The sequence below is a fragment of the Streptomyces sp. 17_S59 genome (genome assembly GCF_056930295.1).
On sequence record NZ_JBXOWD010000001.1, the window covers coordinates 6,606,646 to 6,619,382 of the forward strand.

Below are 12,737 nucleotides of genomic sequence, written 5' to 3' on the forward strand. Positions count from 1 at the left end.
TCGTCCTCCCGGGGGTGCTCGAATGGGTGCGCTGCCGGGGCGGCGTCAGCCGGCCAGCTCCGCGACGGCCCGGGCGACGGTCCCGGCCCCGTCCTCCCGGCCCAGCCGGCCCGCCACCGTCACGGCCCGCCGGGCGAACCGGCCGTCGCGCGTGGCGTGCCGCAGCGCGGTGGCCAGCCGGTCCGCGGTCAGCCCGGCATGGGGCAGGATCCCGGGGCTCACGCCCAGCCGCACCAGCCGGGCGGCCCACCAGGGCTGGTCGGTGAAGACCGGTACGGGCACGGCCGGCACCCCGGCCCGCAGCCCGGCCGCGGTCGTCCCGGCCCCGGCGTGGTGGACCACCGCCGCCATGCGCGGCAGGAGCCAGCCGTGCGGGAGCGGGCCCACGGTGATGACGTCGTCGTCCACCACGGACAGCCCGGCCCAGCCGGACTGGACCACTCCGCGCAGCCCCGCCTGCCGCAGCGCACGGGCCGTGACCGCGGCCAGCCGCTCCGGATCGCCGGGCATCATGCTGCCGAAGCCCACGAAGACCGGCGGCGGTCCGGCCGCGAGGAAGTCGGTGACGAACGCGGGCGGCTGCCAGTCCGGGCACTCGTGCGGCCACCAGTAGCCCGCGATGCGCAGGCCCGGGCGCCAGTCCGCGGGCCGGGGCACCACCGAGGGGCTGAAGCCGTGCCAGATGGGCCACCGGCTCCGCTCCCGCTCCCGCCGCAGCCGGTGCCCGCCGAGCCGGGGCAGCCCCAGCCGCGTGTGCAGGCTCCGGTGGGCGGCGGCGTACAGCGTGTCCAGGAGGGCGTTGGCGGCGATGCCCCGCAGCCGGTTGGCCTGGCCCGGCGGCCGCCAGGCCGTCGTGCACGGCGGGAAGGCCGCCGTCGGGGTATCGGGCTGGAGGAAGACGCCCATGCTCGGGACGGCGTGGTACTGCGCGACCACCCTGCCGATCGGCGCGGCGAGCGAGGAGAGCAGCATCAGATCGGCCTTGGGATCGGCCGCCGCGAGGATCCCGTCGACGAGCGAGAGCGCCGCCCGCTCGGTGGCGCGGACGAATTCACGCAGGGCGCGCGGCGAACGCCCCGCGCCCTGCAGGCGGTTGTGCGCCCCGATGAGTTCCTCGAACGGATCCGCCGCGAGGACCTGCATCCGCAGACCGCAGCACTCCACCAGCTCCGCGAACCTGGCGTGGGCGACGATCTCCACGTCGTGCCCCTCGGCCAGCAGCCGGTGGCCGAGGCCGGTGTAGGGGGCCACCGACCCCGTGGTGCCCGCTGTGATGATCTGGATGCGCATCTCCCCGGCCCTTCCGCCGCCCTGCCGGGTCAACGAGAGCGGACCCGGCCCGGATACGGCACGCCGCTACTTCGCCGCCCCAGCGGGGACGGGCAGCGGCTTGGCGGCGCAGGTCGTGTCGTGCTGCGGCGCCGTGCCCGAGACGAGGTAGCCATTGACGATGTCGTCCACGCAGGCGTTGCCGTTCTCGAACTGGCCGTGGTCGCCGTCGCCGGTGACCGTGACCAGACGGGAGCCGCGCAGCGCGCGGTGCGCCCGCACGGCGGCCTCGTAGTAGGTGGCCGGGTCGTGCACCGAGTTGACCATCAGTGTGGTCGGCAGGCCTGCCCCGGTGACCTTCACCTTCGGCGCCGACGACTTGGGCCAGGCCGCGCAGACCGAGGAGAAGGCCAGCTCGCGGGCGCCGACGAGCGGCCGCTCGGCGGTGTCCTTGGCGCTGCGCGCGATCCAGTAGTCCATGTCATGGGTCCACGGGGTGTCGTTGCAGGTCACGGAGAAGTACTCGGCGAAGAAGTCGGAGTTGGAGTACGAGCCGAAGACCTTGCCGGCGAGCGCCTTCTCCTGCGGCTGGGCCGTGTCCCAGTGGTCGAGCGCCGCCAGCGCCCCGGCCAGCGGCTGGAAGCCCTGACCCGCGTTGTAGATCGCCTGGATCGTGCCGTTGTCCAGCTGGTTGGGCCCGATCACCGTGTCACCGGCCTTGATGGGGTGCTCGCGCAGGGCACTGCGCCGCTGTTCCCACTTCGCCTTCGCCTCCGCGGCCGAGGTGCCGTAGTGGTAGACGTCGTCGTACTTGGCGATCCAGGGGAGGAAGTCCTGCTCGAAGCGGCGCTGGAAGCTCATCGGCTGCTCCTTCATGAAGCTCTCCCAGGTGCCGTTGAACGCGATGTTGCTGTCCAGCACCGCGCGCTCGACGTGCTCGGGGAACAGCGTCGCGTAGTAGGCGCCGACCATCGTGGCGTAGGAGGCGCCGTAGTACGAGATCTTCCGTTCCCCGAGGAGCGACCGGAACAGGTCCATGTCACGCACCGTCTGCTCGGTCGTGAGGTAGGGGAGCAGGTCTCCGCTGCGGCTCCGGCAGTCCTCGGCGAACTTCCGCGAGCGGTTCACCACTTTCTGCACGTCGGCGGGGGAGCGGTCCCGGAAGTCCCCGGTGAGGAAGTCCGCGAACTCCGCGTCGCTCTCGCACACCGCCTTGGTGCTGCGGCCGACCCCGCGCTGGTCGAAGCTGACCACGTCGTACGCGGAGTCCACCGCCTTCGAGCCTCCGGCCAGGTACTGGGGCCTCTTCAGCCCCAGGCCGCCCGGGCCCCCTGCGGCCATCATCAGCACGCCGCGACGCTTGGCCGGGTCGCTCGCCTTGTGCCGGGAGACCGCGATGGTCAGGTCCGGGCCGGCGCCGGGGTGGTGCCAGTCACGCGGCACTGCCATCGTTGCGCACTCCAGCGACGAGTCCTGGCAGGGCTGCCAGTCCAGCTTCTGCTGTGCGTAGCGGCCCGGGACGGGCGACTGGGCGTGCGCAGCGGACGCCGGCAGCGCCGTCACGGCTATGGCGGCCATCACCGCGGTCGACAGAGCGGACGCCGTACGCCGTGACTTCGCGAACTTGAACATCGATCCTCCTGGGCGGGTGCGCTTGCGGGATCAATGTTCCGGCGCACAGGGGGTCCCGATCGATCCCGCCAGTATCCGAATCGGGGGTGGCACTGGTACCACCCCTCGAACAGGGCTGTCGCCCGGCACGGTTCCGTGATGGAGTCGACCGGCGACCGACCCCTCGCCGACAGGAGGTCCACCCGCCATGGACATCGCCGCACTCCGCCGCGACACCCCCGGCTGCGCCCACCGCGTACACCTCAACAACGCCGGAGCCGGGCTGCTCTCCCGGCAGACCCTCGAAGCGGTCACCTCCCACCTCGCACTGGAGGCCCGCATCGGAGGCTACGAGGCCGCGAACGAACAACTGGCGGCCATGGAGGACACGTACGCCGCCGTCGCCGAACTCGTGGGCGGGCGCGCCGACGAGGTGGCCCTCTTCGACAACGCCACCCACGCCTGGCGGTCCGCCTTCGGCTCCTTCTCCTTCGGGCCCGGCGACCGGATCCTGACGGGGCGTGCGGAGTACGGCAGCAATGTGCTGGCCCTCCTGCAGGTTGCCCAGCGCACCGGAGCCGAGGTCGTCGTGGTCCCCGACGACGCCTCGGGCCGGCTGGACACCGCCGCGCTCGCGGAGCTGCTGGACGAGCGCGTGAAGCTGGTGTCCGTCTGCCACGTCCCCACCGCGGGCGGCCTGGTCAACCCGGCCGCCGCCATCGGTGACATCACCCGCCGGGCCGGGGTGCCCTACCTGCTGGACGCCACCCAGTCGGTCGGTCAGCTCCCCGTGGACGTCGGGCGGATCGGCTGCGACATGCTCACCGCCACCGGCCGCAAGTACCTGCGCGGGCCGCGCGGCACCGCATTCCTCTGGGTGCGCACCGGGCTGCTGGACCGCCTCGAGCCGCCCTTCGCCGAGACCTCCGCGGCGATCTGGGACGGCAAGCGCGGCTTCGCCTGGCGGGCGGGGGCACAGCGGTTCGGGACGTTCGAGATGAGCTATGCCAACGTCCTGGGGCTGGGCAGCGCCGTGCGCCAGGCGCTGGAACTGGGCCTCGACGCGATCGGCGGGCGCACCGTGGCCCTGGGCGCCGCGCTGCGGGAGCGGATCGACGCGCTGCCGGGGGCGGCCACCCACGACCTGGGCAGCGAGCGCTGCGCCATCGTGACCGCCGCGTTCGACGGGGTGGCGGCCGACGACGTCAAGGCTGCGCTGGCCCGAGAGGGCATCAACGTGAGCACCACCCTGCCCGAATATGCGCAATTCGACGCCGAGGTGCGGGGGGTCCACCCGCTGGTGAGACTCTCGCCGCACTACTACAACACCGAGGAGGAGATCGACCGGGCCGTGGCCGTCCTCGCCGCCCTCGGACGGCAGCCTCAGCCCAGGTAGTCGATCTGGTAGATGTGCAGGGTCTTCGTCTGGTGCCCCAGATAGATGACGACGAACACCTCGTCCAGAACGAGCATGCGCATGATTCCGTCGTCCTCGCCGTACGGCACGGTCGCCGCGAACGGGTCCGTGCAGGCCGCGGCGAGGACGTCGCTCAGCTGTTCGCTCACCGGCTGCGGGAGGGAATCCCAGACGGCCGCTATCGTCGCGTCGTACTTGAGCGCATACACCGGCCCAGCGTGGCAGCTCTAGGCGGCACCGCGGGCGCGAATGAGGGCGGCGTCCTCCTGGACCTTCTGGGTGATGTCGATCCACTCGCCGGGAACCTCGCGGCCGGCGGCCTCGGCGGCCGCGGCCTGCCGTCCCCGTTCGACCGCGGCGAGCGTGCGCTCGGCGATGCCCTGCCACTTCGCGAATACGGTCAGCACTTCGTGGGCCGGGGCCTGGCCGATCTCACCGGCAAAACGCTCGGAAAGGCCGGGACTGCCCAGGGCGTCGTGAATTCGTTCGATGCTCCACGCCTGTCCGGTGCCCATGGGTCCTCCCCGCTTCGGCGGCTCGACCGCCACAGAGTAGCGAAATCGTGCCGCAGTATCAGGGGAAACCGCGCGGGCACGTGCGCCCGCGCGGAACTACCGCAGGAAAAGCACGCTCTGAAACGTTTCGACCCGGTAGAACCCGGCCGGGAAATACGCAGCAGCGCCCCGGCAGTCGGGGGTGTCGTAGAGATAGGCGTTGCGGTCCGTTTCGTTTCCGGTGACGCCCTGGGCCTCGCCGACCGGGTAGCACTGCCCGTCCACGGGATTCGCCAGTTCGTGCGCCATGGCACCGCGCAGCGTGTAGTACGTGAACGTCCCCGTGGCGGCCCGTGCCCCGGGCGGCGCGAGGAGGACGAGGGCCCCGGCCGACGCCAGCGCGCCCAGGGCGCGGATCGGATGTCGCATGCTGCGGAATGCCCCTTTGCCACGGCTTCGGGTACGGACCGCCGCGAAGCTACCGCGATCGCGCGGAGGCCGGGCAGACAGCCGGGCGGCTTCACACGAACGGTGCTGCTTCACCTGAACGACGCTGCTTTATCCGAACAGCGCTGCTTTATTCGAATAATGACGTGGGCGGGGGCCCGCCGGGGAGCCCGTACACGCGGCGGGCGTTGTCCGCCGAGACCATGGCCGCTACCCGCTCGGCGCCCCGGGCCGACCACTCGCCCGCGTCCACCCAGCCCGCCAGCAGCCGGGCAAGCCCCTGCCGGTACAGCTCCGCGCCCACGACATACAGCTCCGGGAGCCCGTACGCGTCCGTGGAGAACATGACCTTCCCGAACGGCGCCAGCTCCAGCATCTCCGCCAGCACGGCCGTCGCCCGCGCCCCGGTGTGGGTGAGCGCCAGCCCGACGTCGGCGTACACGTGCGGGAAGGCGTGGGCGAGATAGCCGGCTCCGCGGTGGAAGGGGTAGCCGTGCAGCAGGACCAGCGTGCAGCCCGTGGGGCGCACGGCCCGGACGAAGTCGGTGAGGAGCAGCGGATCGCAGCGGTCCAGGCGCAGGTCGGGGTCGCCGAAGCCGGTGTGCAGCTGGAGGGGCAGCGCGGTCTCCGCGGCGGACCACAACAAGTGGCGCAGCAGCACCGGGTCGGCCAGCCGGCCGCCTGGGGCCCGTCCGGCGAGCCACCGGTCGGCGGCCGCGCGCACCTCGGCCCCGGCCGGCGGCCCGGGCTCGAAGCCGAGTCCGTGCCGGTACCCCACCACGGACTTGAAGCCGACGGCGGTGCGGGCCGCCTCCCGGACGGCGCCGGCCAGGTCGTCGAGGAAGGCGGAGAGGCTGCCGGCGCGGTCGGCGAGCCATTCGGCCAGCCTCTCCAGCCGTACCGTCTCGTGCTGTCCGGCGCCCCCGCTCGCGGCCGCTGTCTCCCGGGGGCCCAGCAGGTCGCCCGGCAGCCCGGTGTCCACCACGAAGTCGGCGATGCCGCAGGCGGCGAGCAGCCGCCGGGTGACCTCCTCCGCGCCCAGCTCGCGGCGGCGGGCGAGATAGCGCTCCGGCGGGCAGTGCGGCTCCAGGTCCAGCAGCGGCGGGCACAGACGGAGCAGCGCGAAGCCGAGCTGGCTGTCGAAGTAATCGGTGCCGGGGGCCGCCGGGGCGTCGGACTCGGTGAGGAACGAGGCGAAGGCGGCGGCGTCGAGTTCGCCGCGGAGCACTCCGTGGCAGTGCTGGTCCACCAGCGGCGGTACGGGAACGGAGGCCATCAGTACCGCCCTCGGGTGGCGGCCGCGATCTCCTGCGGCGGGACGCCGTCGAAGAGCGCGGTCTCTCCCCGGCGGACGGCGGCGACGGCCTCGAAGAGCGGGTCCCCGAGCGCCTCGCGCAGCAGCACCGAGTGCTCGAAGTGGTCCAGGGCCTCGGGCAGTGACGTGGGCAGGCGCTGCTGCCCGCCCTTGACGGCCGGGTCGCCCGCGACCGGCGGCGGCAGGGTCAGACCGCGGTCGACGCCGGCCAGCCCGGCGGCGATGACGGCGCCGGTCACCAGATAGGGGTTGGCCGCCGGGTCGAAGCACTTGACCTCGGCATTGGCGCCGCCCGCGTCGTCCGGCGCCCCCGCGATGAAACGGAGGGCCGCCTCCCTGTTCTCCAGGCCCCAGCACTGGTAGGCCCCGGCCCAGCGCGAGGGCTCCAGCCGCAGATAGCTCGCGGGCGTGGGCGCGCCCAGGGCGAGCAGGGCGGGCAGCTCCCTCAGCACCCCGGCCAGGAAACCCTCGCACAGGGCCGTCATGCCGTAGGGGCCGTCGCCGTCCCGGCACAGGTTGCGGTCGTCCTGCCAGAGCCCGAAGTGCAGGTGCGCGCCGTTGCCGACGCCGCCGGGCTCGACGACCGGGGCGAAGGAGGGCGCCAGGCCGTGCCGCAGGGACACGGCCCGGATGGTCTCGCGGACCAGCACGGAGAGATCGGCCGCGCCGACGGGGTCCGCCGGGGCGACCGACACCTCGAACTGGCCGGGGGAGTACTCGGGATGGATCTGGAGCACGTCCACCTGCTGGGCGGTGAGCGCGTCGAGGACGTCCAGGAGGTAGTCGGACAGCTCGGCGACCCGCGTCATGCCGTAGGCCGGTCCGGCGCAGGGATAGCGCATCTCCTTCTCCGGCGCGTCCGCGCGGGTGACCACCCACTCGGTCTCGAAGCCCATGGTCAGCCGGAGCCCGCGCTCCGCGGCCCGCTCGGCCATGCGCCGGGCGAACTGCCGCTGGCACGCGGCGTACGGGCCGCCGTGCTGCTCGTACCGGTCGGCGGGCGCCCAGGCCCAGCCCGGCTGGGCGGCGAGGACGGTGAGCCGGTCGAGGTCGGGGAAGAGCCGCAGGTCCCCGTCGGGTCCGCCGATGTGCCGGCTGGTGACGCTGGAGTCGTCGACGAGATAGACGTCGAAGCAGGGCGACATGCCCACGCCCCACCGGGCGGCGTGCGCGAGCCGCGCGGTGGGGACGGCCTTGACGCGGCTGATGCCCGCGTTGTCCACCCAGGTGAGTGCGATGCCGCGGACGTTCTGTGCGGTGAGCTGCGCGGCCTGCTGCCGGGCGGCGGACTCCGCGCGCTCCCGTTCCGACCTGTCCACGGCTCGCTCCTCACCTGGGAAGACGGTTGTGTCGAGAGATTCTGGTCAAGAACCGCCCGGATTACACCTCATGACGGGGCGGACTCAGCGCAACGAGGTGAGCTTCGCCACGGTGGCCGATGCCTCGGTGGCGGCGGGCGGCTTGCCGCAGTACTCGGCCTCCAGCAGCTGACCGAGGTTGCCCGCCCAGTCGCCGTTGAGGTTGAAGGCGGCGGTGTGGCGGCCGTCGGGCGTGGCGCTCGCCAGGGAGGTGGAGCCGTGGATGCCGCCGCTGTGGAACCAGACGGTCCGGCCGCAGGACAGCGTCGAGGAGGAGATGCCCAGCCCGTAGCCGTCGCCCGCCTGAGCATCGGCCTTCACCGGTACGGTCGTGAGGAGCTCCCGCTGCTGGCGCTCCGGCAGCAAGGTGCCGCCCAGCAGCGCGCGGTAGAACCGGTCGAGGTCGCCCGCGGTGGAGACGATCTCGCCTGCCGCCCCGGCCCAGGAGGGGTTGAGTTCGGTGGTGTCGTGGATCTTCGCGTCCGGCGCGGTGGCGAAGAGCTTGCTGTACGCGCGGCCGTGCGGCGAGGGCATCCGGGGGGAGGTGCCGGGGAGCGTGGTGGAGCGCAGCCCCGCCCGGTCGATGACGCGCCGTTCGATCTCGGAGGCGTAGGTGTGGCCGGTGACCTTCTCCACGATCATCCCGGCGAGGACGTAGTTGGTGTTGGAGTAGTGCCAGCCCCCGCCGGGCCGGAAGGAGGGCGCGTGGGTCATGGCGACCGCCACCAGCTCGGCGGGCGTGCGGGTGTCGTAGCGGTGCTCGTAGAAGCCCGTCGAGAACTGCTCGCGGAGGGCCGGGTCCTCGGTGTAGTTGAAGATGCCGCTGGTGTGGTTGAGCAGCCTGCGGATGGTGATGGAGTTGCCGTCGTGGCCGTTGCCGTGGACCACGCCGGGCAGCCACTGCTCGACCGTGTCGTCGAGGTCGACCCTGCCCTCGGCCTCCAACTGGAGGAGGACGGTCGACACGAAGGCCTTGGTGATGCTGCCGACCCGGAAGCGGTCCTCGGGCAGGCGCGGCCGCCGGTTGGTGAGGTCGGCGACGCCCGCGGCGCCGCTCCAGGTGCCGTGTTCGTCCTGAACCTGACCGAGGGCGCCAGGTACCCCGGCCTCCACCTGAGCCTCCAGCGCGGCCCGGGTGGCGCCGTGCCGGCCGTGCCCGGCGTCGGTGCCGGCCGATGCACTCGTGGTGAGGGCGGTGGCGGTCAGCGCGGCTGCCGCCACTGCTCCCACCAGTGCTCTGCGTACGGTCCGTACGGTCATGTGCCCTGCCTCTCCGCTCGACGGATCGGATACGCCACCCAGGACTCCGTTGGGCGGCTGCGGCGTTGAGCCGGGCTTCGGGCGGAGAGTCAGTTTCGGACAGCCTTTCATCGGATCTTCACAACGTGACGGGACGGCCGGGGGTGTGACGCGCGGGCAAGCTCACCCGAACGACGGAATGCACCCAAGGTAATTGTCCAACTACGCTTGGTGTGTGTCGGTATGGGGCCGCCCTGCTGCACCGCAGCCCGTCGTGCGGGTCGCGGTTGCGATGCTGGCTGCCCTGCTGCTGACCCTGTCCGGTGCGGTGTCCGACGCGATCGGCTACGCCTCGCTGCGGGACGAGGCCCCCGCCTCCGCTCCCGTGACGGACTTCGTTTCCGACGACTGTGTCGTCTGTGTACCGGAGCAATGCATTCCGCGGCCCGGGAGGGTGGGGAGGCCGGCGGGTGGGCGCGACCGCCCGCCGGCCCTTGTGTCTGCCGCCGGAGAGACCGGGGGACTCTCCGGGCGGCAGGCCGTGCCGTCCTGGCCGGGCGGCGCCATCGCCGCCGCCGATCGCGCCCGTCACTCCGTTCTGCGCTGCTGAGAAGGCCCCGCCCCGCTCCCGTCGCCGGGGGCGGGGCGTCGTGCGTTCTTTTTCGGCATGCCGACAGATGGACAGCAGGAGTGACGTCATGCGCATCGATACCGCGCGTGCGCTCGGCGCCTATGTGCGCGCCGAGGCATACCGGGCCTTCCGGCCCCAGCCCGAGCCCGAACCGGCCCCCGTCGTGGTCGAGGACTGCGGGGAAACCCCCTCGGCGGAGAGGGGTGCCGACCGGTCCGCGGGGCGCCGGCCGAGGGTACTCGCCCGGCTGCTGCGCCGGGGGTAGCGGCCCGGGGCCCGCTCCTCGGCAGGTGGCGGCGGGCGGGCCCCCGGCTGCGGGGTGACTTTAAGGTAAGGCTAACCTAATATCCATGGCGTCCGGCTGTGGGAGCGATCCCTCGCACAGCCGGACGCATGCCCGGCCTTTTCTGATTCTTTTCCGACGTCCTGACGCCTTTTCGCCTTTCAACGCCCGGAGTTCTTGATGACCTCGTCCCATCGCCGCCTTCTGCTGTCCGCCCCGCGCCGTGCGGCCCAGGCTCTTGCCGCCGTGGGTGCGGCCGCGCTGCTGCTGACCGGCTGCGGCTCGGACTCGGACTCCGGGTCCGACAAGGCGGCGAGCGACTCGGGATCCGGCTCCGGCTCCGGTGAGACGCGCACGATCAAGGATGCGACCGGTACGACGGTCAAGGTGCCCGCGCACCCCAAGCGGGTCGTGACGCTCACGCAGGAGGACCTGGACGCGGTCCTCGCGCTGGGCATCAAGCCGGTCGGCATCACCAACGGCCAGGGCCTGAACAAGCCCCCGGCCTACCTCGAGGACAAGGCCAAGGGCATCACGGTCGTCGGTAACCTGCTCCAGCCGGTGATGGACAAGGTCCTGGCCGCCAAGCCCGACCTCATCCTCGCCGGCGACATGCAGGACGAGCAGGTCCTCAAGCAGCTCCGCGAGATCACTCCGGCCACGCTGGTCACGATGGCCCCGACCGACGACTGGAAGCTCTCCTTCCGGGGCATCGGCAACGCCGTCAACAGCCTGGACAAGGCCAACAAGGTCATCACCGACTACGAGGCCAACGCCAAGAAGGCCGGCGAGGAGCTGGGCGAGAACAAGGGCGCCGAGGTCAGCATCGTCCGCTGGAACCCGGAGGGTCCCAGCTGGATGGAGAAGAAGCAGTTCGCGAGCGGCGTCGCCCTGGACATGGGGCTGAAGCGCCCCAAGACGCAGGACAAGGACGGCAACGCCCACACCCCGCCGCTCAGCCTGGAGAAGATCAACGAGATCGACGGCGACTGGCTGTTCCTCTCCACGCTCACCTCGGACGGCGAGAAGGCGCTGAAGGATGTGCAGGAGAAGCCGGCGTTCAAGGAGCTGAACGCGGTGAAGAAGAACCACGCGGTGACGGTGGACGGCTCGGTGTGGTCGACGCGCGGGGGCCCGCTGGCGAGCCAGGTCGTCATCGACGACATCAGCAAGGCGCTGAAGAAGTCCTGACGCGGTGGGCGCCTGCGGCGGGCCTTTCCCCACCCCGCCCCTTCCCGCTGTATCCGATATGCGGCTCCGCCGCAGGGCGGGGGCTCTGCCCCCGGACCCCCGGTCCTCAAACTCCCCCAGCTACCTCCCCCAGCTACCGCTGGGGGTGCCCCCAGGAGGTGCCCCCGGACGGGCTGGATTTTCCAGCCCGTCCGGCGTTTGAGGCTGCGCTCGATGTGCGGCTCCGCCGCGTGGCGCGCGAAACGCGGTCCGGGGTCTGGGGCGAAGCCCCAGTTCGGGAAGGGGCGGGGTGGGGAAAGAACCCCCGGCACCCCTCTACGCCCGACCGCTCGCAAAGTCCGCCGCCGTCCACGCCATCCCGACCGCCCCGTCCACAATCGCCCGCTCCGCCTCGGCCGACACCGCGGCCTCCGTGAACTCCGCCTCGTGCGGCCCGCACGCGCCACCCGTGATGTCCAGCACCGGATGGATCGAGGGCACCACGTGCGACACGTTCCCCATGTCCGTGCAGGCGAACGCTTCCCGCCGCTCCGGCTCGGGCCGCCCGAGGGCGCGGGCGTTGGCCCGCCAGAGGGAGACCAGCTCCGCATCGGTGCGGAAGTCGAGGTAGTCCGGCTCCGGGCGGGTGAGCGTCACCTCGCAGCCCGCGGCGAGCGCGCCCGCACGGAAGCACGCCTCCACGCGCTCCCGCAGCTCCCGCAGGTCCTCCGCGGCCGAGGCCCGGATCTCGTACTCCGCGGTGGCCCGGTCGGGGATCGTGTTCGGGGACGTACCGGCACCGGTCGTCACGCCGTGCACCTTCCAGTGCGGCGGCAACTGCTGGCGCAGCAGCCCCAGCGCCACCTGAGCCACCGTCAGGGCGTCGGCCGCGTTGCGGCCCTCGTAGGGGTTGAGGCTGGCGTGCGCGGCCCTGCCCCGGTACTCGACGGACAGGGTGCCCAGCGCGAACGAGCGGAACTCGGCGACCTCGAACGGGCACGGATGCACCATCATCGCGGCGTCCACCCCGTCGAAGGCCCCGGCCTCCAGCAGCAGCGCCTTTCCGGCGCCCCGCTCCTCGGCCGGAGTGCCCAGGACGCGGACGGTCAGCCCCAGTTCACCGGCGTACGGCGCCAGGGCGAGCGCGGCGCCCACCCCGGCCGCGGCGATCAGATTGTGGCCGCAGGCGTGGCCGAGCCCCGGCAGCGCGTCGTACTCGCAGGCGATGGCCACGGTGACCGGGCCGGACCCGGCGGTCGCGGAGAAGGCCGTCTCCAGTCCGAACGCGGGCGCCGTGACCGCGAAGCCGTGCTCGCGCAGGACCTCGGCGCACCAACCGGCCGCCCGGTGCTCGGCGAACGCCGTCTCGGGGTGCGCGTGGATGCGGCGGCTGAGGTCCAGGAGCTGCTCACGGTGGGCCGAAACCCGCTCGCGCATGGCGGATTTCAAGCGCTCGTTCACTGTCATGTCCGACTCCTGTGTCTACTGTGTCCCGGCGCGCCC

Annotated in this window: 13 protein-coding genes; 4 read left to right on the forward strand and 9 right to left on the reverse strand. The window is 72.5% G+C overall.

The window, feature by feature from the left end:
- Window positions 1-45: 45 nt before the first annotated feature.
- Together AC1Z4A_RS29860 and AC1Z4A_RS29865 are read right to left on the reverse strand one after the other, a co-directional pair.
- Entirely contained in the window at window positions 46-1,290 is a 1,245-nt protein-coding gene (locus tag AC1Z4A_RS29860; RefSeq protein WP_483682987.1) for a glycosyltransferase, read from the reverse strand.
- A gap of 66 nt (window positions 1,291-1,356) precedes the next feature.
- A complete protein-coding gene (locus AC1Z4A_RS29865) occupies window positions 1,357-2,901 on the reverse strand; it encodes an alpha/beta hydrolase (protein WP_483682988.1) in 1,545 nt (514 codons plus the stop codon).
- A gap of 187 nt (window positions 2,902-3,088) precedes the next feature.
- Between AC1Z4A_RS29865 and AC1Z4A_RS29870 the strand changes: the two genes are divergently transcribed.
- Complete coding sequence (locus AC1Z4A_RS29870; protein ID WP_483682989.1) at window positions 3,089-4,276, forward strand: aminotransferase class V-fold PLP-dependent enzyme; 1,188 nt, start codon at window positions 3,089-3,091, stop codon at window positions 4,274-4,276.
- Here AC1Z4A_RS29870 and AC1Z4A_RS29875 read toward each other — a convergent pair.
- From AC1Z4A_RS29875 to AC1Z4A_RS29900, 6 genes are all read right to left on the reverse strand, one after another.
- The gene (locus AC1Z4A_RS29875) at window positions 4,264-4,506 is read right to left on the reverse strand and encodes a hypothetical protein (protein WP_483682990.1); all 243 of its coding nucleotides are present in this window, start codon (window positions 4,504-4,506) and stop codon (window positions 4,264-4,266) included. The genes AC1Z4A_RS29870 and AC1Z4A_RS29875 overlap by 13 nt on opposite strands.
- An 18-nt stretch (window positions 4,507-4,524) precedes the next feature.
- Window positions 4,525-4,812: a hypothetical protein gene (locus tag AC1Z4A_RS29880; protein WP_483682991.1), complete on the reverse strand. Its 288-nt coding sequence runs from the start codon at window positions 4,810-4,812 to the stop codon at window positions 4,525-4,527.
- A 96-nt stretch (window positions 4,813-4,908) separates the two neighbouring features.
- Window positions 4,909-5,220, reverse strand: a complete 312-nt coding sequence (locus AC1Z4A_RS29885; RefSeq protein ID WP_483682992.1) for a hypothetical protein — start codon at window positions 5,218-5,220, stop codon at window positions 4,909-4,911.
- Between the two features lie 148 nt (window positions 5,221-5,368).
- The gene (locus AC1Z4A_RS29890; protein ID WP_483682993.1) at window positions 5,369-6,514 is read right to left on the reverse strand and encodes an amidohydrolase family protein; all 1,146 of its coding nucleotides are present in this window, start codon (window positions 6,512-6,514) and stop codon (window positions 5,369-5,371) included.
- A complete protein-coding gene (locus tag AC1Z4A_RS29895; RefSeq protein ID WP_483682994.1) occupies window positions 6,514-7,872 on the reverse strand; it encodes a type I glutamate--ammonia ligase in 1,359 nt (452 codons plus the stop codon). Before AC1Z4A_RS29895 ends, AC1Z4A_RS29890 begins: the two co-directional genes overlap by 1 nt.
- 84 nt (window positions 7,873-7,956) lie before the next feature.
- Window positions 7,957-9,171 carry a serine hydrolase domain-containing protein gene (locus AC1Z4A_RS29900; protein WP_483682995.1) on the reverse strand — a complete coding sequence of 405 codons (1,215 nt, stop codon included), beginning with the start codon at window positions 9,169-9,171 and terminating at the stop codon, window positions 7,957-7,959.
- A 214-nt stretch (window positions 9,172-9,385) separates the two neighbouring features.
- On the opposite strand from AC1Z4A_RS29900, the gene AC1Z4A_RS29905 reads away from it, so the two are divergent.
- The 3 genes from AC1Z4A_RS29905 to AC1Z4A_RS29915 all read left to right on the forward strand — a co-directional run bounded on the left by AC1Z4A_RS29905 (window position 9,386) and on the right by AC1Z4A_RS29915 (window position 11,255).
- Window positions 9,386-9,760 (forward strand): hypothetical protein, encoded by a 375-nt coding sequence (locus AC1Z4A_RS29905; RefSeq protein ID WP_483682996.1) that lies wholly within the window; start codon window positions 9,386-9,388, stop codon window positions 9,758-9,760.
- An 88-nt stretch (window positions 9,761-9,848) separates the two neighbouring features.
- Complete coding sequence (locus AC1Z4A_RS29910; RefSeq protein ID WP_483682997.1) at window positions 9,849-10,046, forward strand: hypothetical protein; 198 nt, start codon at window positions 9,849-9,851, stop codon at window positions 10,044-10,046.
- A gap of 198 nt (window positions 10,047-10,244) precedes the next feature.
- Window positions 10,245-11,255 (forward strand): ABC transporter substrate-binding protein, encoded by a 1,011-nt coding sequence (locus AC1Z4A_RS29915; protein ID WP_483682998.1) that lies wholly within the window; start codon window positions 10,245-10,247, stop codon window positions 11,253-11,255.
- Window positions 11,256-11,570: 315 nt separating this feature from the next.
- On the opposite strand, the gene AC1Z4A_RS29920 is transcribed toward AC1Z4A_RS29915, so the two are convergent.
- The gene (locus tag AC1Z4A_RS29920; protein ID WP_483682999.1) at window positions 11,571-12,701 is read right to left on the reverse strand and encodes a M20 family metallopeptidase; all 1,131 of its coding nucleotides are present in this window, start codon (window positions 12,699-12,701) and stop codon (window positions 11,571-11,573) included.
- Window positions 12,702-12,737: the final 36 nt, after the last annotated feature.